This is a genomic window from Bacteroides difficilis, assembly GCF_048319815.1.
Lineage (GTDB): Bacteria > Bacteroidota > Bacteroidia > Bacteroidales > Bacteroidaceae > Bacteroides > Bacteroides zhangwenhongii.
Map to the genome: position 1 here is coordinate 3,313,526 of NZ_CP182814.1, position 25,119 is coordinate 3,338,644.

Annotated in this window: 16 protein-coding genes, 2 tRNA genes, 3 rRNA genes and 1 other RNA gene; 20 read left to right on the forward strand and 2 right to left on the reverse strand. The window is 43.7% G+C overall.

From position 1 onward, the window contains the following. Positions 1-549 (forward strand): nitroreductase family protein, encoded by a 549-nt coding sequence (locus ACNOGP_RS12585; protein WP_007758254.1) that lies wholly within the window; start codon positions 1-3, stop codon positions 547-549. A 1-nt stretch (position 550) separates the two neighbouring features. Here ACNOGP_RS12585 and ACNOGP_RS12590 read toward each other — a convergent pair whose 3' ends face one another. Beyond that, complete coding sequence (locus ACNOGP_RS12590) at positions 551-1,870, reverse strand: YihY/virulence factor BrkB family protein (RefSeq protein ID WP_373173363.1); 1,320 nt, start codon at positions 1,868-1,870, stop codon at positions 551-553. 23 nt (positions 1,871-1,893) lie between these two features. Next, an RNA gene (gene rnpB / locus ACNOGP_RS12595) (RNase P RNA component class A) lies at positions 1,894-2,267 on the reverse strand. Between the two features lie 98 nt (positions 2,268-2,365). On the opposite strand from rnpB, the gene ACNOGP_RS12600 reads away from it, so the two are divergent. From ACNOGP_RS12600 to ACNOGP_RS12690, 19 genes are all read left to right on the forward strand, one after another. Further along, positions 2,366-3,349, forward strand: a complete 984-nt coding sequence (locus ACNOGP_RS12600; protein WP_007766438.1) for a C40 family peptidase — start codon at positions 2,366-2,368, stop codon at positions 3,347-3,349. A 32-nt stretch (positions 3,350-3,381) separates the two neighbouring features. Beyond that, a complete protein-coding gene (locus tag ACNOGP_RS12605) occupies positions 3,382-4,527 on the forward strand; it encodes a dipeptide epimerase (RefSeq protein WP_418212940.1) in 1,146 nt (381 codons plus the stop codon). A 219-nt stretch (positions 4,528-4,746) separates the two neighbouring features. Then, positions 4,747-6,282, forward strand: a complete 1,536-nt coding sequence (locus ACNOGP_RS12610; protein WP_143868442.1) for a trypsin-like peptidase domain-containing protein — start codon at positions 4,747-4,749, stop codon at positions 6,280-6,282. Between the two features lie 184 nt (positions 6,283-6,466). Beyond that, positions 6,467-7,327: a sigma-70 family RNA polymerase sigma factor gene (locus ACNOGP_RS12615; RefSeq protein WP_002561589.1), complete on the forward strand. Its 861-nt coding sequence runs from the start codon at positions 6,467-6,469 to the stop codon at positions 7,325-7,327. A gap of 122 nt (positions 7,328-7,449) precedes the next feature. Further along, positions 7,450-7,851 carry a hypothetical protein gene (locus tag ACNOGP_RS12620; protein ID WP_186968451.1) on the forward strand — a complete coding sequence of 134 codons (402 nt, stop codon included), beginning with the start codon at positions 7,450-7,452 and terminating at the stop codon, positions 7,849-7,851. Positions 7,852-7,960: 109 nt separating this feature from the next. Continuing rightward, positions 7,961-9,139, forward strand: a complete 1,179-nt coding sequence (locus ACNOGP_RS12625; protein ID WP_418212941.1) for a clostripain-related cysteine peptidase — start codon at positions 7,961-7,963, stop codon at positions 9,137-9,139. A 1,094-nt stretch (positions 9,140-10,233) separates the two neighbouring features. Continuing rightward, positions 10,234-11,762 (forward strand): 16S ribosomal RNA (locus ACNOGP_RS12630). A gap of 234 nt (positions 11,763-11,996) precedes the next feature. Then, positions 11,997-12,073, forward strand: a tRNA-Ile gene (locus ACNOGP_RS12635). A 35-nt stretch (positions 12,074-12,108) separates the two neighbouring features. Beyond that, positions 12,109-12,182, forward strand: a tRNA-Ala gene (locus ACNOGP_RS12640). 139 nt (positions 12,183-12,321) lie between these two features. Continuing rightward, positions 12,322-15,201, forward strand: a 23S ribosomal RNA gene (locus ACNOGP_RS12645). Between the two features lie 94 nt (positions 15,202-15,295). Continuing rightward, positions 15,296-15,406 (forward strand): 5S ribosomal RNA (gene rrf, locus ACNOGP_RS12650). The 16S, 23S and 5S rRNA genes sit together here with 2 tRNA genes alongside, the layout of an rRNA operon. A 280-nt stretch (positions 15,407-15,686) precedes the next feature. Continuing rightward, the gene (locus tag ACNOGP_RS12655) at positions 15,687-16,277 is read left to right on the forward strand and encodes a V-type ATP synthase subunit E family protein (RefSeq protein WP_007751954.1); all 591 of its coding nucleotides are present in this window, start codon (positions 15,687-15,689) and stop codon (positions 16,275-16,277) included. A gap of 11 nt (positions 16,278-16,288) precedes the next feature. Continuing rightward, positions 16,289-17,131 (forward strand): DUF2764 domain-containing protein, encoded by an 843-nt coding sequence (locus ACNOGP_RS12660; protein WP_186968217.1) that lies wholly within the window; start codon positions 16,289-16,291, stop codon positions 17,129-17,131. 17 nt (positions 17,132-17,148) lie between these two features. After that, a complete protein-coding gene (locus tag ACNOGP_RS12665) occupies positions 17,149-18,909 on the forward strand; it encodes a V-type ATP synthase subunit A (protein WP_007751965.1) in 1,761 nt (586 codons plus the stop codon). A gap of 30 nt (positions 18,910-18,939) precedes the next feature. Next, on the forward strand, positions 18,940-20,265 hold the full coding sequence (locus ACNOGP_RS12670; protein ID WP_007751966.1) for a V-type ATP synthase subunit B: 1,326 nt from the start codon (positions 18,940-18,942) through the stop codon (positions 20,263-20,265). Between the two features lie 43 nt (positions 20,266-20,308). Then, positions 20,309-20,914, forward strand: coding sequence for a V-type ATP synthase subunit D (locus ACNOGP_RS12675; protein ID WP_186968216.1), 606 nt, complete (start codon positions 20,309-20,311; stop codon positions 20,912-20,914). After that, entirely contained in the window at positions 20,911-22,728 is a 1,818-nt protein-coding gene (locus ACNOGP_RS12680) for a V-type ATP synthase subunit I (RefSeq protein WP_418212942.1), read from the forward strand. Before ACNOGP_RS12675 ends, ACNOGP_RS12680 begins: the two co-directional genes overlap by 4 nt. Positions 22,729-22,772: 44 nt before the next feature. Then, entirely contained in the window at positions 22,773-23,234 is a 462-nt protein-coding gene (locus tag ACNOGP_RS12685; protein WP_005675599.1) for a V-type ATP synthase subunit K, read from the forward strand. Positions 23,235-23,438: 204 nt separating this feature from the next. After that, positions 23,439-25,100: a glycogen/starch synthase gene (locus tag ACNOGP_RS12690; RefSeq protein WP_418212943.1), complete on the forward strand. Its 1,662-nt coding sequence runs from the start codon at positions 23,439-23,441 to the stop codon at positions 25,098-25,100. Positions 25,101-25,119 lie beyond the last annotated feature (19 nt).

Sequence of the window (25,119 nt, forward strand, 5' to 3'; positions counted from 1 at the left end):
ATGGAATACAGTGATTTTCTGCAATTAGTACTTTCCCGTCAGAGTGACCGGGCGTATGATAAAGAACGTCCGGTGGAGACGGAGAAGTTAGAGCGGATTTTGGAGGCAGGTCGTCTGGCTCCTTCCGCTTGCAATGCCCAACCTTGGAAGTTTGTGGTGATAACCGACCGTGAACTGGCTGTGAAGATTGGCAAGGCTGCAGCAGGACTGGGAATGAATAAGTTTGCCAAAGATGCGCCTGTGCATATCTTAGTTGTGGAAGAGTCGGCCAATATTACTTCGATGCTCGGGGGAAAAGTAAAAGATAAACATTTTCCTTTGATTGATATCGGGATTGCCGCCGCCCATATCACCCTTGCTGCTGAAAGTGAAGGACTGGGTTCGTGCATGATAGGCTGGTTTGACGAAAAGGAAATGAAGCGGCTGACTGGCATCCCTTCGTCCAAACGTGTATTGCTGGATATCACGATAGGCTATCCGGTGAAGGAGAAAAGAAAGAAGATGAGAAAACCGAAAGAAAAAGTGATTTCCTACAACAGCTATAAATAGGCTACAAATCCTTGAGTAATACTTTGCTAGCCTTCTTATAGTATTCTTCTCTGGATTCGGTCAGCACTTTCCATTCGTCGCTGAATTCTTCATCTTTGTCTATCTTGAAATTCTCCGAGCCGTATGTATCCAAGCGGTCGAGCAGGATGGCTACGTTCAGTTGATTGATGTCCATAGACGGCTGATAACCGATTTCCTCACTTTTTGCATCTGTGACTACCTCATGAATCAAGTCTATTTCCTGTAATTGATAAAGTACTTGATTGGTGAGTCTGATCGGTATTTGATGTTCTTCCGAGATTTGCGCGGCTGTATAAGGCGGCTCGTTTTTCTCAAACCGTTTGGCGATGAGGGACATAATGAGGATGGATATAAAGTCTCGGTAGCGCCTGCTGATATTGCGGGTATCCTGGTCGAAACTGAAACTCTGGATATTCTGACCTGCATAGGCCAGCTCCGCACCGAACAGACAGATAGTCCAGGATATTTGCAACCAAAGCAGGAATAAAGGTAAAGCGGCAAAACTACCATAGATGGCATTGTATTTTGATACTCCCAACTGGCTGCTGATATATAGGTATTGGAAAGCCTGGTAGGCGGTTCCTGCCAAAACACCTGCGATAAGCGCGTGCTTGAATTTCACTTTCGTATTCGGCATGAAGATATAAAGTCCGGTGAACATCAGCCAAGTCAGTACAAAGGGTATAAGACGTATCATGAATTTCATGATAGGGGCCAGCAGCACAAAATCATCCATCTGCTTGAGCATGGTGCTCATAAAAATGGAAAGACCGCCGGAAACCACAATCAAGATCGGCATTAACAGGAACATGGAGAAGTAGTCCGTTATTTTACGGTACATAGACCGGGCTTTCTTTACTTCCCAGATACGGTTGAATGTGATTTCTATATTGCTGACCAGATTGATGACCGTCCATAACAACATCACCAGACCGATTCCGATGAATACTCCCCCTTTGGTCTGCGAAAGGTATGAATCGACAAATGAGAGGATAGCTTCTGTTGTTTCAGTGTTTCCTCCGAATCCGTTGCGGAATTGGTGCTCCATCAAATTATTAAATCCAAAACCGCGTGCCACTGCAAACAGGATGGCAAGTATCGGAACAATGGCAAGCAGGGTGCTGTAAGTCAGCGCGGAGGCTTTGTTGGCCATCCGGTCTTTGGTGAACCGGTTGATACAAAGATAGATGGTCTTTATAATATTGTAAAGTGAGAACTTGGTTCGGGTCACTTCATCTTCCGTAATACGCCAGATGTCATACGTGAGGAATTTCCATATATCGGTGAATTTCTTCTTCATGGCTTAGAATTTTAAAAAAAAGAAAAAGCAGTCAGCCTATAAGCCGAGTTCTGTACCTTCTATAATTTTACTTATAAGAAGTGCCTGTCATTTATCTGAGTGGCGTGTCACCACGACACTTTAGCGGTCTACCCTCCGACATGGAGCGAGCAACTCTCATAACGCCGGTTTACATGACCTTACAACTCCTAAGACGTACAGCCCGATATGTCACCATACGGCTGGTGGGCTCTTACCCCACCTTCTCACCCTTACCTCTCCCCGAAAGGAGTGGCGGTTATTTTCTTCTACGTTACTCTACCCTCGCGGACAGCTTTCTGTTAGGAAGTAGGATGCTCTGTGTTGCCCGGACTTTCCTCCTGCACGCTGACGTGCACGTGACAGACCGGCCAACTGCTTTAGACTGCAAAAATACGTCATTTATTTTGTTTTAGCTAAAGAAAGTATCACAAATAGAAATATTTTCTAACTTTGCTATCATTAAAACATGATTCAATGAAAAAAAACATTCTCTTTTTCTTTTATTTTCTGGCAATGGCGACACTCAGTCTGAAAGCTCAGGAGATACGCCCCATGCCTGCTGATTCTGCGTATGGGGTAGTGCATATTTCAGTTTGTAATATGCGCGAAGAAGGTAAGTTTACCTCCGGCATGAGCACGCAAGCATTATTGGGTATGCCGGTCAAAGTTCTGCAATACACCGGCTGGTACGAGATTCAGACTCCGGATGACTATACCGGCTGGGTACACCGGATGGTGATTACTCCTATGTCAAAAGAGAAATATGATGAATGGAACCGTGCGGAAAAGATTGTTGTAACTTCACATTACGGATTTACTTATGAGAAACCGGATGCAACTTCCCAAACCGTGTCTGATGTAGTGGCCGGTAATCGTCTGAAGTGGGAAGGTAGCAAAGGACATTTTTATAAAGTGTCTTATCCGGACGGCAGACAGGCTTATATTCCGAAATCCATCTCACAGCCAGAAAACCGATGGAGAGCTTCGTTGAAACAAGATGTTGAAAGCATTATCGAGACGGCTTATACAATGATGGGAGTTCCTTATTTGTGGGCGGGCACTTCTTCAAAAGGAGTGGATTGCAGCGGTCTGGTCCGGACAGTGCTTTTTATGCATGATATCATCATTCCGAGAGATGCGTCGCAACAGGCGTATGTGGGCGAACGTATCGAAATAGCTTCCGATTTTGCCAATGTGCAGCGGGGAGACTTGGTTTTCTTCGGTCGGAAGGCAACGGGCGAACAAAAAGAGGGAATCTCACACGTGGGGATCTATCTCGGCAACAAGCGTTTTATCCATGCTTTGGGGGATGTGCATATAAGCAGTTTTGAACCTTCGGATAAGAATTATGATGCATTCAATACGGGACGTTTGCTTTTTGCAGTCCGTTTCTTACCTTATATTAATAAGGAGAAAGGCATGAATACTACGGATCGCAATCCCTATTACGGCAATTAAAATGAAGAATTCTTCATTAATTTATTTATTTTATGCAAAACAGAAGAGATTTCTTGAAGACGGCGGCTTTGGCTGCTCTAGGTTCCGGGTTGGTTGTACGTCAGACGTTGGCTGGAGAATCATTACTTTATAATATAAATAAGCTTGGTTTGGGAGGAAAGATGAAAATGAAATTCTTTCCTTATGAGTTGAAGTTAAGACATGTATTTACGGTAGCTACCTATTCGCGTACAACGACTCCCGACGTGCAGGTGGAAATAGAATATGAAGGGATAACCGGATACGGAGAAGCTTCCATGCCGCCTTACTTGGGAGAAACGGTGGAGTCCGTTATGAATTTCCTCAAGAAAGTGAATCTGGAACAATTTAATGATCCGTTTCAATTAGATGACATTTTGTCATACGTCGACAGTCTTTCACCGAAAGATACGGCGGCTAAAGCGGCGGTTGATATTGCCCTTCATGATCTGGTAGGAAAACTGTTGGGTGCTCCCTGGTATAAAATATGGGGGTTGAATAAGGAAAAGACGCCTTCCACTACCTTTACGATAGGGATTGATACGCCCGATGTGGTGCGTGAGAAAACAAAAGAGTGCGCAGATCGGTTTAATATATTAAAGGTGAAATTGGGACGGGACAATGATAAGGAAATGATTGAAACCATTCGTTCGGTAACGGACCTTCCTATAGCTGTTGACGCGAATCAAGGGTGGAAGGACCGTCTGTATGCTTTGGATATGATTCATTGGCTGAAAGAAAAAGGGATAGTGATGATAGAGCAACCTATGCCGAAAGAGCAGTTGGATGATATCGCTTGGATCACGCAACAAAGCCCGTTGCCGATATTTGCCGATGAATCTTTGCAGCGCCTAGCGGATGTGGCGGCTTTGAAAGGGGCTTTCACGGGAATCAACATCAAACTGATGAAGTGCACCGGTATGCGTGAAGCGTGGAAAATGGTGACTTTGGCCCATGCACTGGGTATGCGTGTTATGGTAGGATGTATGACAGAGACTTCCTGCGCTATATCGGCAGCGTCGCAGTTCTCTCCGTTAGTGGATTTTGCTGATTTGGATGGTAACCTGCTCATCTCTAACGACCGCTTTAAAGGGGTGGAAGTGGTGAAAGGTAGAATCACTCTGAACGATCTGCCCGGTATCGGTGTCGTGAAAATCTGACTTTACTGAATGAATGTCAGAGTGTTAAAGCCATCTGACATACAACGAATGTAAATTTGTCAGTTGTTGTCGTTAAGCGCTGTTAAGCTCCAAATATTCTCTGTTAAAAGTGGACAAAAAAGAGTGACAAGTAGAATAAGTGAACGATATTTGTTATTATTTTAACGTCGTAAAAGTTAAAACAATGTCGAATATTAACATTTTAAAGAATTATAAATCATGAAACAGACAACAAAGAACATTCTGGGAGTAGGAGCAATCGTTCTTCTTAGCTCAGGAGTTGCAGGGTTGACAACTTACAAATTGTTGCAATCTAACAAGGCTGCCACAGAGACATCTTTTAATGAGATGTTCAAGCAGAATCCCAATGTGAAATTGGCTGCTTTTGATGCTGTGAACGCTCAACCGATCGATTTGACCCAGGCTGCGGAAAACTCGCTTCATGCTGTTGTACATATAAGATCTACCCAAGAAGCTAAAACAAGAACTGTTCAGCAAGCGCCGGACATTTTTGATTTCTTCTTCGGTGACGGACGAGGACAGCAACGTCAGGTACAATCTCAACCTCGTGTAGGTTTCGGTTCGGGAGTCATCATTTCAAAAGACGGCTATATCGTAACGAACAATCACGTGATTGAAGGTGCGGATGAAATCAGTGTAAAACTGAATGATAACCGTGAATTTAAAGGACGTGTGATCGGTACTGACCCCAGCACTGACCTTGCATTGGTAAAAATCGAAGGTGATGATTTCCCTACTATTCCGGTTGGTGATTCTGAAGCGTTGAAAGTAGGAGAGTGGGTATTGGCGGTAGGTAACCCGTTCAACTTGAACTCTACCGTAACTGCCGGTATCGTAAGTGCGAAGGCGCGTTCACTGGGAGTCTATAATGGAGGTATCGAATCGTTTATCCAGACGGATGCGGCTATCAATCAAGGTAATAGTGGTGGCGCTTTGGTGAACGCTAAAGGTGAGCTGGTAGGTATCAATTCAGTGCTTTCTTCTCCGACAGGTGCTTATGCCGGATACGGTTTTGCCATTCCGACCAGCATTATGACGAAAGTAATTGCCGACCTGAAACAATACGGGACAGTACAGCGCGCATTGCTTGGTATCCGTGGTGGTTCTATCGGTAGTAGTTTGATGGACGACCGTCAGCCGATTGATAAATCCGGTACTACTTTGGCGGATAAAGCTAAAGAATTGGGTGTAGTAGAAGGCGTTTGGGTTTCTGAAATCGTAGAAAACGGTTCTGCATCGGGAGCTGATATCAAGGTGGACGACGTAATCATCGGTTTGGACAACAAGAAGGTGTCCAACATGGCCGACTTGCAGGAAGCTATCGCTAAACATCGTCCGGGCGATAAAGTGAAAGTGAAACTGATCCGTAACAAGAAGGAAAAGACTGTCGAAGTAACGTTGAAGAACGAACAGGGTACTACCAAGATTGTGAAAGATGCAGGTATGGAAATACTGGGAGCTGCTTTCAAAGAGCTGCCGGACGACCTGAAGAAGCAGTTGAATCTGGGGTATGGTCTGCAAGTGACAGGAGTTTCTTCCGGTAAGATGTCCGACGCGGGAGTTCGCAAAGGATTTATCATCCTGAAGGCAAACGACCAGCCGATGCGTAAGGTCAGCGATTTGGAAGAAGTGATGAAAGCAGCGGTGAAATCTCCGAATCAGGTATTGTTCTTGACAGGAGTATTCCCATCAGGCAAACGCGGATATTTCGCTGTCGATTTGACACAGGAATGAAGATATAAAATAAGGTAAGAAGATTATAGGATAAGCTAATGAAATAGAAAAAGGATGCCGGCTATCAACTTGTCGGCATCTCTTTTTGTTTTATTAGTTGAAAAATATAATGCAAAAGTTGCTTAAATTTGTATGTTAACAAATTATTTGTCGTAACTTTGCACACCAAATCTGTTTTTAAAGAATGAGACAACTAAAGATTACCAAAAGTATCACTAACAGAGAGAGCGCTTCTCTTGACAAGTATTTGCAGGAAATCGGTCGCGAAGACCTGATTACTGTCGAGGAAGAAGTGGAACTCGCTCAACGCATTCGTAAGGGTGACCGTGTGGCATTAGAGAAACTGACACGTGCCAATCTTCGTTTCGTCGTATCTGTGGCCAAACAGTACCAAAACCAGGGTTTGAGTTTGCCGGACTTGATTAATGAAGGCAATTTAGGACTGATTAAGGCTGCCGAAAAGTTTGATGAAACACGTGGATTCAAGTTTATCAGCTACGCTGTATGGTGGATTCGCCAGTCTATTCTGCAAGCATTGGCAGAGCAGTCGCGTATTGTTCGTCTCCCGTTGAATCAGGTAGGTTCGCTGAATAAGATCAGCAAAGCCTTCTCGAAATTCGAACAGGAAAACGAGCGGCGTCCGTCTCCCGAAGAGTTGGCAGACGAACTGGAAATTCCGGTTGACAAGATCTCTGATACGCTGAAGGTATCCGGCCGTCATATTTCGGTGGATGCGCCTTTTGTGGAAGGGGAGGATAACAGCCTGCTGGATGTGTTGGTAAACGATGATTCGCCCATGGCGGACCGCTCTCTGGTTAATGAGTCTCTTGCGAGGGAAATTGATAGAGCTCTTTCTACGTTAACCGATAGGGAAAAAGAAATCATTCAGATGTTTTTCGGTATCGGACAACAGGAAATGACATTGGAAGAAATCGGCGATAAGTTTGGTCTCACACGTGAGCGCGTTCGTCAGATTAAGGAAAAAGCAATTAGAAGACTTAGACAAAGTAATCGTAGTAAATTGCTCAAATCTTACTTGGGATAAGTAAGGAATATCAGTTTCTGAAAGAAAAAAGAATTTGAGTCGCATAAGTAGCACTTTTCATATCGGAGAATGTACTTATGCGACTTTTTTTGTTACCTTTGCCACAATTAAAATTATATGATATGAAATACGTAAAAATACTATTTGCCATTGCACTTGTGTTTACCATGTGCTCCGCTTTTTCTTTGAAAAAAGGTAACTCTAAACCTGTGTATGCTTTTGGAATTTCGGCTTCATTTACTGATTCGGTCGTCTATTTCACGGATATCCAGGTATTGGATAGTGCGAAGATCAGTAAAGACGGTTTCTTGGCGCATCGTGAGTTGTATAGCTATCAGTTGAAAAATTATCTGGAAGATAACGGATTACAACAAAATAGTACCTGTATGATTTATTTTTCGGAAAATAGAAAGAAGCTGGAAAAAGAGGCTACGAAAATTCTGAGTAAATATAAGAGGAGTAATAGAATAATAGTAACACGGGTTGATTCTGAAAAATTCCGCTTTACAAAGCCGGAAGAGTAATAGTAAGTGATATTTACTCATAACAATATTTTAATTGTTAATATGATAAGAGATGCAGACTTGCATCTCTTATTTTTTTATCTTTGTGCCGTTATTAATGAGAAATATTATGAAAAAGATTAAAATACTATTTTTGTTTGTATGTTTGTCAACTTTTTTATCGGCATGTGGTGATGATAATGATGCCTCTGTTCCGGTGGCGGTAAAAACAGTCTTGATGTATCTTGTTGGAGATAATGATATTAGTGGTCAGATATATGACAATATAGCATCTGTAGAACGAGGATTGAGTGAAGTTACGTCTCCTGGTACATTTGTAATTTATTGGGATGGTGGCAGTAGAAAAGGTGAATTTCCTGTTCCAACTCTGTTTAAATATGAAGTGGATGGCAAAGGTTCTGTCAGTAAAAGAGAGGTAATAAAAACTTATAGTAGCCAGAATTCCGTATCGAATGAGGTGGTAATTAATGTTTTGAAAGATGTGGAGACTTATTGTCCAGCTGAAAGGTATAGTCTGATTTTTGGCTCTCACGCTACTGGATGGTTACCTGTAGATGCTAGTAAAAGTCGCTCTTTTGGAGATGATAGTGGAGCTAAAATAAATATTCCTGATTTATCGAAAGCTTTGGCGCAATCCGGTATCCATTTTGATTATATATTATTTGATGCTTGTTTAATGTCGCAAGTTGAGGTTGCTTATGAATTAAGGAATGCTGCTGATTATTTAATTCTTTCTCCTGCAGAGGTTATGAGTGCGGGATTTCCTTATTTCAAGATGACGAAATATTTATTGTCTGCGGATAATTCAGAGCAGAGTGCTATAAATATTGCAAAGGATTTTATTGATTACTATAAAAATGAATATAGTTATTCGTGGGGTACTATTGCGGTAATAAAAACGAATGAAATATCGGCATTGGCGGATGTTACTTGCTCAATTATGAAGCAGTATCAGGGCAATCTGGTTAAGTTTGATAAAAGTAAAATAGATTATTTTCAGGCCCATTATGGTTATGGAAGATCTCCTTTGGATCATTCGACATATGATTTTCGAGCTTTTATACGTGAACTGACCGATGGTAATATTCCTTCTGATTTTGAAGAACAATTAGATAGAGTTGTTGTGTATAAGGATTATGTTGATGATGATAAATTAGTGGATATAGATTCAGATATATATTCGGGTATTGGGTGTTATATACCGGATACTAGGTATTTGAAATGGAATGCTTTTTTTAGGACTCTGCAATGGTATTCGGCTGCCGGATGGGATGGGGTAGGCAGGTAAATGCAGGAGGAATATTTTTCAGATGTCAACTAGGTGAGAGTTGCCCCCCAAAAAAAAGTTATGAACAGTCCGGCGGGTACAAAAGGTACAGTAGATGCACCGTATAATTTTCTCACACACGCGTGCGCGCGTATAATAGGTATAGAAAGTACCGCTTGAGACCAAGTGGTCTCTATTGACAATATTAAAGATGTTGTCATCACCTATCAAAGGAGATTTATTGCCACTGTCGATTTTATAAGATCTTACCTCACCTTGCGAGACCTCTCAGTTGTTCTTGTGTGCCTGTATCCTGTTGCTCGTTTTTCCTTCATAAATTGAAATAATACTATACTCATCTGATTGAAACGCCTGATTGAATGCAGAGTGTTTGTCAATGCAGGTGATAAGGGTACTATATAATACGCGTGCGTGTGCGTGTGTAAGAGAGCCCCGAAAAAATGTACCTTCTGTACCCGCCTGTTATTAACAGGGTAGTGGTTTGTTAATGCTAAAGCAGTGCTTTACGAGTGCTAAAGCATAGCTTTATGCTCTCTAAAGCTATGCTTTTTAAAAGTTCTTCCATAGTGTCTGTTATAACCTGACTTAGGTTGACTCTTTAGTGTTATTACTCTTATTTTTTTTGTGTATTCCCATCTTCCTCTTTTCGCTGTTGAAAAAAATATGTTCTACAACACCATTATAATTCAGCGAGTTAGCGTTTTTCTTTCAAAAAACTTCAAAAAAATAGTGGAATATATTTGGATGTTATGTATAAAGTGTCTACTTTTGCACCCGCTTTGCTAGAGAGACAGAGCCTAATGATTGACATTCTGCTAAAGAGTAAGGGTTCAGAAAATAAAAACAAAAAACTTTCGAAAAAGTTTGGAGGTTATCTGAAAAAGTCCTTATCTTTGCATCCGCTTTCGCAAAGAAAGCAGGCGCGGCGGAAGCCACGTTAGTTCTTTGAAATATTGATAAACAATACAAGTAGTACAAGTTAAAATAGAACCGTCAATGCTTATATAATATAGGTATAGGAATAGAGTCAATAAATTGTACGGCATCCTGAACAGAGCAAAACGCTATCCTGAGGGATAGATGAAAATACTTTTACAATGAAGAGTTTGATCCTGGCTCAGGATGAACGCTAGCTACAGGCTTAACACATGCAAGTCGAGGGGCAGCATTTCAGTTTGCTTGCAAACTGGAGATGGCGACCGGCGCACGGGTGAGTAACACGTATCCAACCTGCCGATAACTCTGGGATAGCCTTTCGAAAGAAAGATTAATACCGGATGGCATATGATTATCGCATGATAATCCTATTAAAGAATTTCGGTTATCGATGGGGATGCGTTCCATTAGTTTGTTGGCGGGGTAACGGCCCACCAAGACTTCGATGGATAGGGGTTCTGAGAGGAAGGTCCCCCACATTGGAACTGAGACACGGTCCAAACTCCTACGGGAGGCAGCAGTGAGGAATATTGGTCAATGGACGGGAGTCTGAACCAGCCAAGTAGCGTGAAGGATGACTGCCCTATGGGTTGTAAACTTCTTTTATACGGGAATAAAGTTATCCACGTGTGGATTTTTGTATGTACCGTATGAATAAGGATCGGCTAACTCCGTGCCAGCAGCCGCGGTAATACGGAGGATCCGAGCGTTATCCGGATTTATTGGGTTTAAAGGGAGCGTAGGTGGACAGTTAAGTCAGTTGTGAAAGTTTGCGGCTCAACCGTAAAATTGCAGTTGATACTGGCTGTCTTGAGTACAGTAGAGGTGGGCGGAATTCGTGGTGTAGCGGTGAAATGCTTAGATATCACGAAGAACTCCGATTGCGAAGGCAGCTCACTGGACTGCAACTGACACTGATGCTCGAAAGTGTGGGTATCAAACAGGATTAGATACCCTGGTAGTCCACACAGTAAACGATGAATACTCGCTGTTTGCGATATACAGTAAGCGGCCAAGCGAAAGCGTTAAGTATTCCACCTGGGGAGTACGCCGGCAACGGTGAAACTCAAAGGAATTGACGGGGGCCCGCACAAGCGGAGGAACATGTGGTTTAATTCGATGATACGCGAGGAACCTTACCCGGGCTTAAATTGCATTTGAATAATCAAGAAATTGGTTAGTCGTAAGACAAATGTGAAGGTGCTGCATGGTTGTCGTCAGCTCGTGCCGTGAGGTGTCGGCTTAAGTGCCATAACGAGCGCAACCCTTATCTTCAGTTACTAACAGGTGATGCTGAGGACTCTGGAGAGACTGCCGTCGTAAGATGTGAGGAAGGTGGGGATGACGTCAAATCAGCACGGCCCTTACGTCCGGGGCTACACACGTGTTACAATGGGGGGTACAGAAGGCAGCTACACGGCGACGTGATGCCAATCCCAAAAACCTCTCTCAGTTCGGATCGAAGTCTGCAACCCGACTTCGTGAAGCTGGATTCGCTAGTAATCGCGCATCAGCCATGGCGCGGTGAATACGTTCCCGGGCCTTGTACACACCGCCCGTCAAGCCATGAAAGCCGGGGGTACCTGAAGTACGTAACCGCGAGGAGCGTCCTAGGGTAAAACTGGTAATTGGGGCTAAGTCGTAACAAGGTAGCCGTACCGGAAGGTGCGGCTGGAACACCTCCTTTCTGGAGCGATGCCGTAATAAGTTGAGAGTTGAGAGTTGAGAGCCAGGAGTTTACTCCCATTATCTGGACTTGCTTTCTCACTGAAAAAAATGATGACTTTAAAGGTTCTGTTTTTGTACTACTGGTACTTGTTTATTTATAGATATAGATCAACCATCTATAGCAATTATAGATAGAGATAAACAAGAGAAAAAAGAAGCCGAGTCTAACTCAACAGGTAGACAAGGTTGAACTAGTCCTATAGCTCAGTTGGTTAGAGCGCTACACTGATAATGTAGAGGTCGGCAGTTCAACTCTGCCTGGGACTACCAAGCTCAAGAACGACAGTAATTCTTGATAACCTCTTGGGGGATTAGCTCAGCTGGCTAGAGCATCTGCCTTGCACGCAGAGGGTCAACGGTTCGAATCCGTTATTCTCCACGATCTCTGAAAAGAGAAACGATCTTTGACATGATGATACAAAAAGTAAAATTTTAGTAAGAGCTAAAAGTATATATCGAACCGTACGTTTCCGGTATACAGGCTAGCAATAGTCTAATATACAGGGAAGTCAGTTTGAAAGAAAGTAAGCAAGGGCGCATGGCGGATGCCTTGGCTCTCGGAGGCGATGAAGGACGTGATAAGCTGCGATAAGCTTCGGGTAGGTGCAAATAACCCTTGATCCGAAGATTTCCGAATGGGACAACCCGACATTCTGAAGGAATGTCATCCATCCTAGATGGAGGCTAACACAGGGAACTGAAACATCTTAGTACCTGTAGGAAAAGAAAATAATAATGATTCCCCAAGTAGTGGCGAGCGAACGGGGATCAGCCCAAACCAATGTTGTTACGGCAATATTGGGGTTGTAGGACCACGACATCGCAAGAACTTTAGTGAGAAGAACCCTTTGGAAAATGGGACCATAGACGGTGATAGTCCGGTATTCGAAGCTAAACGAAGCGTAGTGGTATCCTGAGTAGCGCGGGACACGAGGAATCTTGCGTGAATCTGCCGGGACCATCCGGTAAGGCTAAATACTCCCGAGAGACCGATAGCGAACCAGTACTGTGAAGGAAAGGTGAAAAGCACTTCGAACAGAAGAGTGAAATAGTCCCTGAAACCATGCGCCTACAAGCGGTCGGAGCTGCGCAAGCAGTGACGGCGTGCCTTTTGCATAATGAACCTACGAGTTACTTTTTCCGGCAAGGTTAAGCATTTCAAAATGTGTAGCCGAAGCGAAAGCGAGTCTGAACAGGGCGACCAGTCGGAAGGAGTAGACGCGAAACCAAGTGATCTACCCTTGGTCAGGTTGAAGGTTAGGTAACACTAACTGGAGGACCGAACCGATAAGCGTTGAAAAGCTTCCGGATGAACTGAGGGTGGGGGTGAAAGGCTAATCAAACTTGGAGATAGCTCGTACTCCCCGAAATGCATTTAGGTGCAGCCTTGTGAGTTACTAATGTGAGGTAGAGCGACTGATAAGATGCGAGGGCTTCACCGCCTATCAAGTCTTGATAAACTCCGAATGCGCATTAGTCCTATCACAGGAGTGAGGGCATGGGTGCTAAGGTCCATGTCCTAAAGGAGAAGAATCCGGACCATCAGCTAAGGTCCCCAAATAGATACTAAGTTGAACTAACGAAGTCAGATTGCTAAGACAGCTAGGATGTTGGCTTGGAAGCAGCCATTCATTTAAAGAGTGCGTAACAGCTCACTAGTCGAGGAGTTTGGCGTGGATAATAATCGGGCATTAAGTATCTTACCGAAGCTATGGGATGTGTAAACATCGGTAGGGGAGCATTCCACTCTGCGTCGAAGGTGAGGCGTGAGCCTTGCTGGAGCGTGTGGAAAAGCAAATGTAGGTATAAGTAACGATAAAGGGGGTGGGAAACCCCCTCGCCGAAAGACTAAGGTTTCCTGATCAACGCTAATCGGATCAGGGTTAGTCGGGTCCTAAGGCTCAGCCGAAGGGTGAGGCCGATGGCAGAACAGGTTAATATTCCTGTACTACCTTAAGGAGTGACGTGGAGACGGAGGAGTGACAACGCCGCGGACTGACGGAATAGTCCGTTGAAGGGTGTAGATGCTGATTATCCCAGGCAAATCCGGGATAAGAGTCGAACCTGATAGTATACCAAATTCTTCGGAATAAGGTAATAGTGCGTGTAAACATACTCCCGAGAAAATCCGCTAAACTTAATCTTTAAGGTACCCGTACCGCAAACGGACACACGTAGTCGGGTTGAATATACTAAGGCGCTTGAGTGATTCACGGTTAAGGAACTAGGCAAATTGACCCTGTAACTTCGGGATAAAGGGTCCCAACGAGAGTTGGGCGCAGAGAATAGGTCCAGGCAACTGTTTAACAAAAACACAGGGCTGTGCCAAATTGAAAGATTACGTATACAGCCTGACACCTGCCCGGTGCTGGAAGGTTAAGAGGAGATGTCATCGCAAGAGAAGCATTGAATTGAAGCCCCAGTAAACGGCGGCCGTAACTATAACGGTCCTAAGGTAGCGAAATTCCTTGTCGGGTAAGTTCCGACCTGCACGAATGGTGTAATGATCTGGACACTGTCTCAACCGTGAGCTCAGTGAAATTGTAGTATCGGTGAAGATGCCGATTACCCGCGATGGGACGAAAAGACCCCGTGAACCTTTACTATAGCTTAACATTGAATTTGGGTAATTGATGTGTAGGATAGGCCGGAGACTTTGAAGCGCAGACGCCAGTTTGTGTGGAGTCGCTGTTGAAATACGGCCCTTTGATTATTTGAGTTCTAACTCGTAGAAACGAGGACACTGTTTGGTGGGTAGTTTGACTGGGGTGGTCGCCTCCAAAAGTGTAACGGAGGCTTCTAAAGGTGCCCTCAGGACGATTGGTAACCGTCCGCAGAGTGTAATGGCATAAGGGCGCTTGACTGGGAGACATACAAGTCGATCAGGTAGGAAACTAGAGCATAGTGATCCGGTGTTTCCGCATGGAAGGGACATCGCTCAAAGGATAAAAGGTACTCCGGGGATAACAGGCTGATCCCTCCCAAGAGCTCATATCGACGGAGGGGTTTGGCACCTCGATGTCGGCTCGTCACATCCTGGGGCTGGAGAAGGTCCCAAGGGTTGGGCTGTTCGCCCATTAAAGTGGCACGCGAGCTGGGTTCAGAACGTCGTGAGACAGTTCGGTCTCTATCTATCGTGGGCGTATGAAATTTGCGTGGCTCTGACACTAGTACGAGAGGACCGTGTTGGACTGACCTCTGGTTTACCAGTTGTGCCGCCAGGTGCATTGCTGGGTATCTAAGTCGGGATTGGATAAGTGCTGAAAGCATCTAAGTACGAAGCCAGCCACAAGATTAGATTTCTTAGGGTCGTCAAAGACGATGACGTTGATAGGATGCAGGTGTACAGGTGGTAACATCAAAGCCGAGCATTACTAATTGCCCGTCCACTTTCTTTTGGACTTGTACGGATCGCGATATATACGTTTAGCGGATTACTTCGGAAACGGGTAATACACTGAGATTTTACTTTTCATCATGTCATACCCTTATTCAGGTGGTTATAGCACGAGGGTTCCACCTCTTCCCATTCCGAACAGAGAAGTTAAGCCTCGTCACGCCGATGGTACTGCGTAACAGTGGGAGAGTAGGTAGCCGCCGTTTTTGAAGAAGCCCCTTGATTCAGCAATGAGTCAAGGGGCTTTCTGTTTTCCGCGTTTTTATATATTTGCTTTCTCGTTTGAGAAATCAAGAAATGTGTCATTTCGTTATATGAAAAGGGAAGAAACGGTATAAAATCGGTATATAACTGTGATTTTTTTGCAAGGTTACCTTTTTTCTTTCCATCTTTCTCTTTTTTATCAAATTGATTTTTGTAAATTTGGCGAGAATCTAAGAAAGGTACACAATTAATATAGTAATAATACTAAATACTCCTGTTGATATGGAAAACAAAATTCAAGAGTTGACCGATAAGATTTATCGTGAAGGCGTGGAAAAAGGAAACGAAGAAGCGCAGAGACTTATCGCGAATGCTCAGGAAGAAGCAAAAAAAATTATTGAGGATGCACGCAAAGAGGCAGAATCAATCGTTAATTCCTCTCGTAAATCTGCCGACGAATTGGTGGAAAATACAAAATCAGAGTTAAAACTGTTTGCCGGTCAGGCTGTAAATGCACTCAAATCTGAGGTTGCTACTATGGTAACTGACAAGTTAGTAACTGCTTCCGTGAAGGACTTCGCTCAGGATAAAGATTATCTGAATGCGTTTATCGTTGCATTGGCTTCAAAATGGAGTGTGGATGAACCCATTGTCATTTCCACTGCTGATGCGGAATCACTGAAAAAGTATTTTGCAGCTCACGCAAAAGCATTGTTGGATAAGGGAGTGACTATACAGCAGGTGAACGGTATCAAGACTTTATTCACTGTTTCTCCGGCGGACGGTTCTTATAAAGTGAACTTCGGAGAAGAAGAATTCATGAACTACTTCAAAGCGTTCTTGCGTCCCCAGTTAGTAGAAATGCTATTTTAAAAAAAGCGACTATGAGTAGTAAGTACTATTACTTAGTAGCAGGTTTGCCGGAGCTTTCGCTGGAAGACAGTAAACTGAGCTACACAGTAGCCGATTTTAAAACTGAAATCTACAACGGATTGTCTGCTTCAGACCGGAAGTTGATCGACTTGTTTTATCTGAAGTTTGATAATGCTAATGTGTTGAAACTTCTCAAAGATAAAGAAGCGGAAATAGACAAACGGGGAAACTATTCTGCCGGAGAACTTATCGAATATATTTCTATTCTAAGGGAAGGCGGAGAAATCAGTCCGAAAGATTTTCCGGCTTATCTTTCTACATTTATCGTTGATTATTTGAATACACCGGCTGAAAGTACGGTATTGCAGGAAGATTATCTGGCTGCATTGTATTACGAATATGCTATGAGATGTGGAAATAAGTTTGTTTCCGCCTGGTTTGAATTCAACCTCAACATCAATAATATTCTTGTTGCATTTACCTGTCGTAAATTCAAGTGGGATATTGCCTCCAATATTGTAGGAAACACGGAGGTATGCGAGGCATTACGTACATCGAGCGCCCGTGATTTCGGACTGTCCGGTGAGGTGGATGTTTTTGAGTCGTTGGTGAAAATCAGTGAGATTACAGAATTGGTGGAACGTGAGAAGAAGCTCGACGCTCTGCGGTGGAACTGGATGGAAGATGCTATCTTCTTCGATTATTTCACCATTGAACGTATTTTCGCTTTCTTGTTAAAACTGGAAATGATTGAACGGTGGATTTCATTGGATAAGGAAAGAGGAAATCAATTGTTCAGGAGTATCATCGAATCACTAAAGAACGAAGTGCAGATTCCTGCAGAATTCAGATAATAAATTATTAAAAATATATGGCAACAAAAGGAACTGTTAGTGGCGTTATAGCCAACATGGTGACCCTTGTCGTTGACGGACCGGTAGCTCAGAATGAGATTTGTTATATCTCGACCGGTGGCGATAAGTTGATGGCGGAGGTGATTAAGGTTGTAGGTTCACATGTATATGTCCAGGTGTTTGAAAGTACACGTGGGCTGAAGGTGGGTGCCGAAGCCGAATTTACAGGACACATGCTCGAAGTGACGTTAGGTCCGGGTATGTTATCGAAAAACTACGATGGTCTGCAAAATGACCTTGACAAAATGGATGGCGTTTTCCTGAAAAGAGGACAATATACATATCCATTGGATAAAGAGCGTGTATGGCACTTCGTACCGTTGGTAAATGCAGGCGATAAAGTGCAGGCTTCCGCATGGCTGGGGCAGGTGGACGAGAACTTTCAGCCGTTGAAGATGATGGCTCCGTTCACGATGAAAGGAACGGCTACCGTGAAAACAATCATGCCGGAAGGTGATTATAAGATAGAAGATACGATTGCAGTCTTGACAGATGAGGAAGGAAACGATATTCCTGTTACTATGATTCAGAGATGGCCGGTGAAACGTGCCATGACGAACTATAAGGAAAAGCCGCGTCCTTTCAAATTGTTGGAGACGGGGGTACGTGTAATCGATACATTGAATCCGATTGTGGAAGGTGGTACAGGCTTTATCCCCGGACCCTTCGGTACAGGTAAGACCGTGCTTCAGCATGCCATTTCCAAACAGGCGGAAGCGGATATCGTAATTATTGCAGCTTGTGGTGAGCGTGCCAATGAGGTGGTGGAAATCTTTACGGAGTTCCCGGAACTAGTTGACCCGCATACCGGACGTAAGTTGATGGAACGTACCATTATCATAGCTAATACTTCCAATATGCCGGTGGCTGCCCGCGAGGCTTCCGTATATACAGCAATGACACTGGCGGAATATTATCGTTCAATGGGGCTGAAGGTTCTGTTGATGGCTGACTCTACTTCCCGTTGGGCGCAGGCTCTGCGTGAGATGTCCAACCGTATGGAGGAGTTGCCTGGTCCGGATGCTTTCCCGATGGATATTTCGGCTATCATCTCCAACTTCTACGGTCGTGCGGGATATGTGAAACTGAACAATGACGAAACAGGTTCGATTACTTTCATCGGTACGGTATCTCCTGCCGGTGGTAACTTGAAAGAGCCTGTGACTGAAAATACGAAGAAAGTAGCACGTTGTTTCTATGCTTTGGAACAAGACCGTGCCGATAAGAAACGTTATCCGGCTGTGAATCCGATCGATTCTTATTCTAAATATATCGAATATCCGGAATTTGAAGCATACATCAAAGAGCACATCAACGGTGAATGGATTGGTAAGGTCAATGAACTGAAAACACGTTTGCAGCGTGGTAAAGAGATTGCCGAGCAGATCAATATTCTTGGTGACGACGGTGTACCGGTAGAATATCACGTTATTTTCTGGAAATCGGAATTGATTGACTTTGTTATTCTGCAGCAGGATGCATTCGACGAAATTGATGCGGTAACTCCGATGGAACGTCAGGAAGATATTCTGAACATGGTAATTGATATCTGTCATACGGAGTTTGAATTTGATAACTTCAACGAAGTAATGGATTACTTCAAGAAGATGATTAATATCTGTAAGCAGATGAACTATTCTAAGTTCAAGTCTGAGCAGTATGAAGGATTCCGGCAACAACTGAAAGAACTGATTGCCGAAAGAAGTATCAACTCATAATCTTAAATTTATAATTTTTAATTATCAAAGATGGCAACAAAAGCTTTTCAAAAGATATATACCAAGATTACTCAGATTACCAAAGCTACCTGTTCGCTGAAAGCGACGGGAGTAGGGTATGACGAGCTTGCCACTGTGGATGGTAAACTGGCGCAGGTGGTTAAGATTGCCGGTGACGATGTCACTTTGCAGGTATTTGAGGGTACGGAAGGTATTCCGACCAATGCCGAAGTAGTGTTTCTCGGAAAATCACCGACATTGAAAGTAAGTGAGCAGTTGGCTGGACGTTTCTTCAATGCTTTCGGTGATCCGATCGACGGAGGTCCGGAAATTGAAGGCCAGGAAGTGGAAATTGGCGGACCTTCTGTGAATCCGGTTCGACGTAAACAGCCGTCGGAACTGATTGCAACAGGTATTGCCGGTATCGATTTGAACAATACGTTGGTGTCCGGTCAGAAGATTCCGTTCTTCGCCGATCCGGACCAGCCTTTCAACCAGGTTATGGCAAACGTGGCGTTGCGTGCCGAAACGGATAAGATTATTCTCGGCGGTATGGGTATGACGAATGATGACTATCTGTACTTTAAGAATGTGTTCTCTAATGCCGGTGCGCTCGACCGTATCGTGAGTTTTATGAATACAACCGAGAATCCTCCGGTGGAACGTCTGTTGATTCCGGATATGGCATTGACTGCAGCCGAGTATTTCGCTGTAAATAATAACGAGAAAGTCTTGGTACTGTTGACGGATATGACCAGTTACGCCGATGCGTTGGCTATCGTATCCAACCGTATGGATCAGATTCCTTCGAAAGACTCTATGCCGGGTTCGCTTTATTCGGATTTGGCAAAGATTTACGAAAAAGCGGTGCAGTTCCCTTCCGGTGGTTCAATTACTATTATCGCAGTGACTACGTTGTCCGGTGGAGATATTACACACGCTGTACCTGATAATACGGGTTACATCACCGAAGGTCAGTTGTTCTTGCGTCGTGACAGTGATATCGGTAAGGTTATTGTTGACCCGTTCCGTTCATTGTCTCGTTTGAAACAGTTGGTTACCGGGAAAAAGACGCGTAAAGACCATCCACAGGTGATGAATGCCGCCGTACGTCTGTATGCCGACGCCGCTAACGCCAAGACAAAGATGGAAAACGGTTTCGACTTGACGAACTACGATGAGCGTACGCTGGCTTTTGCAAAAGATTATTCCAATCAGTTGTTGGCTATCGATGTCAATCTGGATACTACTGAAATGCTGGATGTGGCTTGGGGCTTGTTCGGCAAGTACTTCCGTCCGGAAGAAGTAAATATCAAGAAAGACTTGGTGGATCAATACTGGCCAAAAGGCGAATAATAATAAACTTGTAATTAATAATTTATAATTAGTAATTGACAACGTGGCTATAAAGTTTCAATATAACAAGACCTCTCTTCAGCAGCTCGAAAAGCAACTGAAAGTGCGGGTGCGCACGCTTCCTATCATCAAGAATAAGGAAAGCGCCCTCCGCATGGAAGTGAAACGCTGTAAAACGGAAGCTGCCGATCTGGAGGATAGGCTCGAAGAACAGATTCAAGCCTATGAAGCCATGTTCGCCCTTTGGAATGAGTTTGATGCTTCATTAATAAAGGTGAATGATGTTCATCTTGGCGTGAAGAAAATTGCGGGTGTGCGCGTGCCGTTGCTCGAAAATGTAGAGTTCGAGATACGTCCGTACAGTATGTTTAACGCTCCCAAATGGTATGCCGACGGTATACACTTGTTGGAAGAGCTTGCACATACGGCCGTTGAACGTGAATTTATGCTCGCCAAGCTGAATTTGTTAGAACATGCAAGGAAAAAGACCACTCAGAAAGTGAATCTTTTTGAGAAGGTACAGATACCGGGCTATCAGGATGCATTGCGAAAGATCAAGCGATTTATGGAAGATGAAGAGAATCTGTCGAAGTCTTCGCAAAAGATCATGAAGTCCCATCAGGAAAAAAGGAAGGAGGTAGAGGCATGATTACGAAAATGAAGAAACTCACATTCCTGGTTTATCACAAGGAGTACGAAGAATTTCTGAACAGTCTGCGTGAACTTGGTGTAGTCCACATTGTGGAAAAACAGCAAGGGGCTGCCGATAACACGGAACTGCAGGAGAATATCCGTCTTTCCAACCGCCTGGCAGCTACAATGAAGTTGCTCCAGAATCAGAAGCATGAGAAGAATGCCGTGATTGCAACGGAAGGTGGAACAGCCGGACGCGGGATGCAAGTGTTGGATGAAGTGGATGCTTTGCAAACGGAACACGGGAAGTTGTCTCAACAGCTACAAAGCTATGCGAAAGAAAAAGAAGCGTTGGAAGCGTGGGGAAACTTTGAGCCGGCAGATATTCAGAAATTGAAAGATGCTGGTTATGTGATCGGTTTTTATAGCTGCTCGGAAGGAAACTACAAAGAAGAGTGGGAGACGGAATACAATGCGATGATTGTGAACCGTATTTCTTCCAAAGTATTCTTTGTCACGGTAACGAAAGCCGGACAGGAGGTAGACTTGGATGTGGAGCAGGCAAAACTTCCAGCATACTCTTTGGCACGCCTTGAAACGATGTATGATACGACGGAACAGGCGATCGAAGAGAATGAGAAGAAGCTCGTTGCATTGTCTGAGACGGAAATTCCTTCTTTGAAGGCTGCCTTGAAAGAATTGCAGGGACAGATTGAATTCTCTAAAGTCGTGCTGAGTTCCGAACAGGCCGCCGGTGATAAACTGATGTTGATTGAAGGATGGGCTCCTGCATTCAGTCAAGTGGAAATCGAGGCTTACCTGAATGACGCACATGTGTATTATGAAATTACTGATCCGGTTCCGGGCGATAATGTTCCTATCCGATTGAACAACAAAGGATTCTTTGCCTGGTTTGAACCGATTTGTAAATTGTATATGCTTCCGAAATATAATGAGCTGGACTTGACACCGTTCTTTGCTCCGTTCTTTATGATTTTCTTCGGACTTTGTCTGGGAGATTCGGGGTATGGTTTATTCCTGTTCTTGGGAGCTACGGCATATCGGTTGATAACGAAGAAACTGACTCCGTCTACAAAATCAATCTTGTCATTGATACAAGTATTGGCTGTTTCGACCTTCTTCTGCGGTTTGCTGACGGGTACGTTCTTCGGAGCGAATATTTACGATCTGGACTGGCCTATCGTTCAACGTTTGAAACACGCTGTTCTGATGGATAACAATGATATGTTCCAGTTGTCGTTGATTTTGGGTGCTGTCCAGATTTTGTTCGGTATGGTGCTGAAAGCGGTAAATCAGACGATTCAGTTTGGCTTCAAATATGCGGTGGCGACAATCGGATGGATTATTTTGTTGGTTTCGATGGCTGTTTCGGCTCTGTTACCGGAAGTAATGCCGATGGGAGGCACAGTGCACCTTATCATTCTGGGAATTTCGGCTGCTATGATCTTCCTTTACAACAGTCCGGGAAAGAACATTTTCCTGAATATCGGACTGGGGTTGTGGGATTCGTACAATATGGCTACCGGTTTGTTGGGTGATGTCCTGTCATACGTCCGTCTGTTTGCTCTCGGACTTTCCGGAGGTATTCTGGCAGGAGTGTTCAACAGTCTGGCAGTAGGTATGAGTCCGGATAATGTAATAGCAGGCCCTATCGTGATGGTACTGATATTCGTTATCGGTCATGCCATCAATATCTTTATGAATGTACTCGGTGCAATGGTTCACCCGATGCGTCTGACGTTTGTCGAGTTCTTCAAGAATTCCGGATACGAAGGAGGCGGTAAAGAGTACAAACCTTTTAAAAACTAAAAATTAATATTTTAAGAATTAAACAATAAAAATAGAATAAGATTATGGAAATGAATTTGTTTATTGCCTATATTGGCATCGCGGTTATGGTTGGTTTGTCGGGCATTGGTAGTGCTTACGGAGTAACTATTGCAGGTAACGCTGCTATCGGAGCATTGAAAAAGAACGACAGTGCATTCGGTAACTTCCTTGTATTGACAGCCCTTCCGGGTACACAGGGACTTTACGGTTTTGCCGGTTATTTTATGTTCCAGACTATTTTTGGTATTTTAACTCCTGAGATTACGGCTATTCAAGCGTCTGCCGTTTTGGGTGCAGGTATTGCTTTAGGCTTGGTAGCTTTGTTCTCGGCTATCCGTCAAGGACAGGTTTGTGCAAACGGTATCGCTGCTATCGGTCAGGGACACAATGTATTTAGCAACACATTGATTCTTGCTGTATTCCCGGAACTTTATGCTATCGTTGCTCTAGCTGCAACCTTCTTGATCGGTAGTGCATTAGCATAATTTTTTCTGCAGGAATATTCCTAATAAAAAACATTCAATCCCCCTGTATATGGAGCTTTGCATATGCAGGGGGATATTCTTTTTTTACTGGATGCGGTTCTTTCTTTCTTCTTCTTAACTCATATTTTTTGCATAAAGTATTATTTTTCAAAGAATAATGTGTACTTTTGCACCCGCATACTAAAAAGAGTTTTAATATATTATATGGTAAAAGATTTATTAACCCCCGATTATATCTTCGAGTCCAGCTGGGAAGTATGTAATAAAGTAGGAGGGATATATACGGTCTTGTCGACCCGGGCAAATACATTGCAGGAAAAGTTTCGTGACAGAATTTTCTTCATAGGTCCCGATGTGTGGCAAGGAAAGGAAAACCCTCTGTTCATCGAGTCGGATAATCTGTGTGCTGCTTGGAAGAAGTATGCGCTTGAGAAAGATGAACTTTCTGTTCGTGTCGGACGATGGAATATCCCTGGTGAACCCATAGTCATTCTTGTTGATTTCCAACCTTTTTTTGAGAAAAAGAACGATATATACACTGAAATGTGGAATCGTTATCAGGTAGATTCGTTGCACGCTTATGGCGATTACGACGAAGCTTCCATGTTTTCGTACGCTGCGGGAAAAGTGGTAGAGAGTTTCTATCGTTATAACCTGACAGAGACGGATAAGGTGGTATATCAGGCTCACGAATGGATGACCGGAATGGGAGCGCTTTATGTACAGGAAGCTGTGCCTGAGGTGGCTACTATTTTTACAACCCATGCTACTTCTATCGGCCGTTCAATTGCTGGTAACAACAAACCGTTGTATGATTATCTATTTGCTTACAATGGTGACCAGATGGCTCAGGAACTGAATATGCAGTCGAAGCATTCGATTGAAAAGCAGACAGCACATTATGTGGATTGCTTTACGACAGTAAGCGAAATTACCAACAACGAATGTAAGGAATTGCTGGATAAACCGGCAGATGTAATCCTTATGAACGGTTTTGAGGATGACTTTGTGCCGAAAGGAAGTACATTCACCGGAAAGCGTAAACGTGCACGTACCTTGATGTTGAATGTAGCGAACAAATTGTTGGGAACAAATCTGGGTGACGATACGTTAATTGTCGGAACCAGTGGAAGATATGAGTTTAAGAATAAAGGAATCGACGTATTTCTGGAATCGTTGAACCGCCTGAACAGGGATAAGAACTTGCATAAGAATGTGCTGGCGTTTATCAATGTCCCCGGTTGGGTAGGTGATCCGCGTGAAGATTTGCAGGAACGTCTGAAAAGTAAGAAGAATTTTGATACTCCGCTTGAAGTGCCGTTCATTACCCATTGGCTGCATAACATGACGCATGACCAGGTGTTGGATATGCTGAAATATCTTGGAATGGGCAACCGTCCGGAGGATAAAGTGAAGGTGATATTCGTTCCTTGCTACTTGGATGGTCGTGACGGTATCATGAATAAGGATTATTATGATATATTGCTCGGACAGGATTTGAGCGTATATGCTTCTTATTATGAACCGTGGGGGTATACTCCGTTGGAAAGCGTTGCATTCCATGTGCCGACAATCACTACAGATCTGGCCGGATTCGGACTTTGGGTAAATAGCCTGAAGAACCAGCGGGGTATTAACGATGGAGTGGAGGTGCTGCACCGTTCGGACTATAATTATTCGGAAGTGGCGGATGGCATCAAAGATACAATTACACTATTTGCCGATAAGACAGAAAAAGAAGTGAAGGAAATCCGCAAGCGTGCCGCAGAAGTAGCGGAGCAGGCTTTGTGGAAACACTTTATACAATATTATTATGAGGCTTATGACATTGCTTTGCGCAATGCAATGAAGCGTCAACTTAGTTAAGAGAAAATTTATTATCAAT

Excerpts from the sequence above, each read along its gene's own strand:
- ACNOGP_RS12670 (WP_007751966.1), top strand. The coding sequence starts at position 18,940 with ATGGCAACAAAAGCTTTTCAAAAGATATATACCAAGATTACTCAGATT.
- ACNOGP_RS12665 (WP_007751965.1), top strand. The coding sequence starts at position 17,149 with ATGGCAACAAAAGGAACTGTTAGTGGCGTTATAGCCAACATGGTGACC.
- ACNOGP_RS12600 (WP_007766438.1), top strand. The coding sequence starts at position 2,366 with ATGAAAAAAAACATTCTCTTTTTCTTTTATTTTCTGGCAATGGCGACA.
- ACNOGP_RS12680 (WP_418212942.1), top strand. The coding sequence starts at position 20,911 with ATGATTACGAAAATGAAGAAACTCACATTCCTGGTTTATCACAAGGAG.
- ACNOGP_RS12610 (WP_143868442.1), top strand. The coding sequence starts at position 4,747 with ATGAAACAGACAACAAAGAACATTCTGGGAGTAGGAGCAATCGTTCTT.
- ACNOGP_RS12660 (WP_186968217.1), top strand. The coding sequence starts at position 16,289 with ATGAGTAGTAAGTACTATTACTTAGTAGCAGGTTTGCCGGAGCTTTCG.
- ACNOGP_RS12685 (WP_005675599.1), top strand. The coding sequence starts at position 22,773 with ATGGAAATGAATTTGTTTATTGCCTATATTGGCATCGCGGTTATGGTT.
- ACNOGP_RS12690 (WP_418212943.1), top strand. The coding sequence starts at position 23,439 with ATGGTAAAAGATTTATTAACCCCCGATTATATCTTCGAGTCCAGCTGG.
- ACNOGP_RS12615 (WP_002561589.1), top strand. The coding sequence starts at position 6,467 with ATGAGACAACTAAAGATTACCAAAAGTATCACTAACAGAGAGAGCGCT.
- ACNOGP_RS12620 (WP_186968451.1), top strand. The coding sequence starts at position 7,450 with ATGAAATACGTAAAAATACTATTTGCCATTGCACTTGTGTTTACCATG.
- ACNOGP_RS12590 (WP_373173363.1), bottom strand. The coding sequence starts at position 1,870 with ATGAAGAAGAAATTCACCGATATATGGAAATTCCTCACGTATGACATC.
- ACNOGP_RS12625 (WP_418212941.1), top strand. The coding sequence starts at position 7,961 with ATGAAAAAGATTAAAATACTATTTTTGTTTGTATGTTTGTCAACTTTT.
- ACNOGP_RS12655 (WP_007751954.1), top strand. The coding sequence starts at position 15,687 with ATGGAAAACAAAATTCAAGAGTTGACCGATAAGATTTATCGTGAAGGC.
- ACNOGP_RS12585 (WP_007758254.1), top strand. The coding sequence starts at position 1 with ATGGAATACAGTGATTTTCTGCAATTAGTACTTTCCCGTCAGAGTGAC.
- ACNOGP_RS12605 (WP_418212940.1), top strand. The coding sequence starts at position 3,382 with ATGCAAAACAGAAGAGATTTCTTGAAGACGGCGGCTTTGGCTGCTCTA.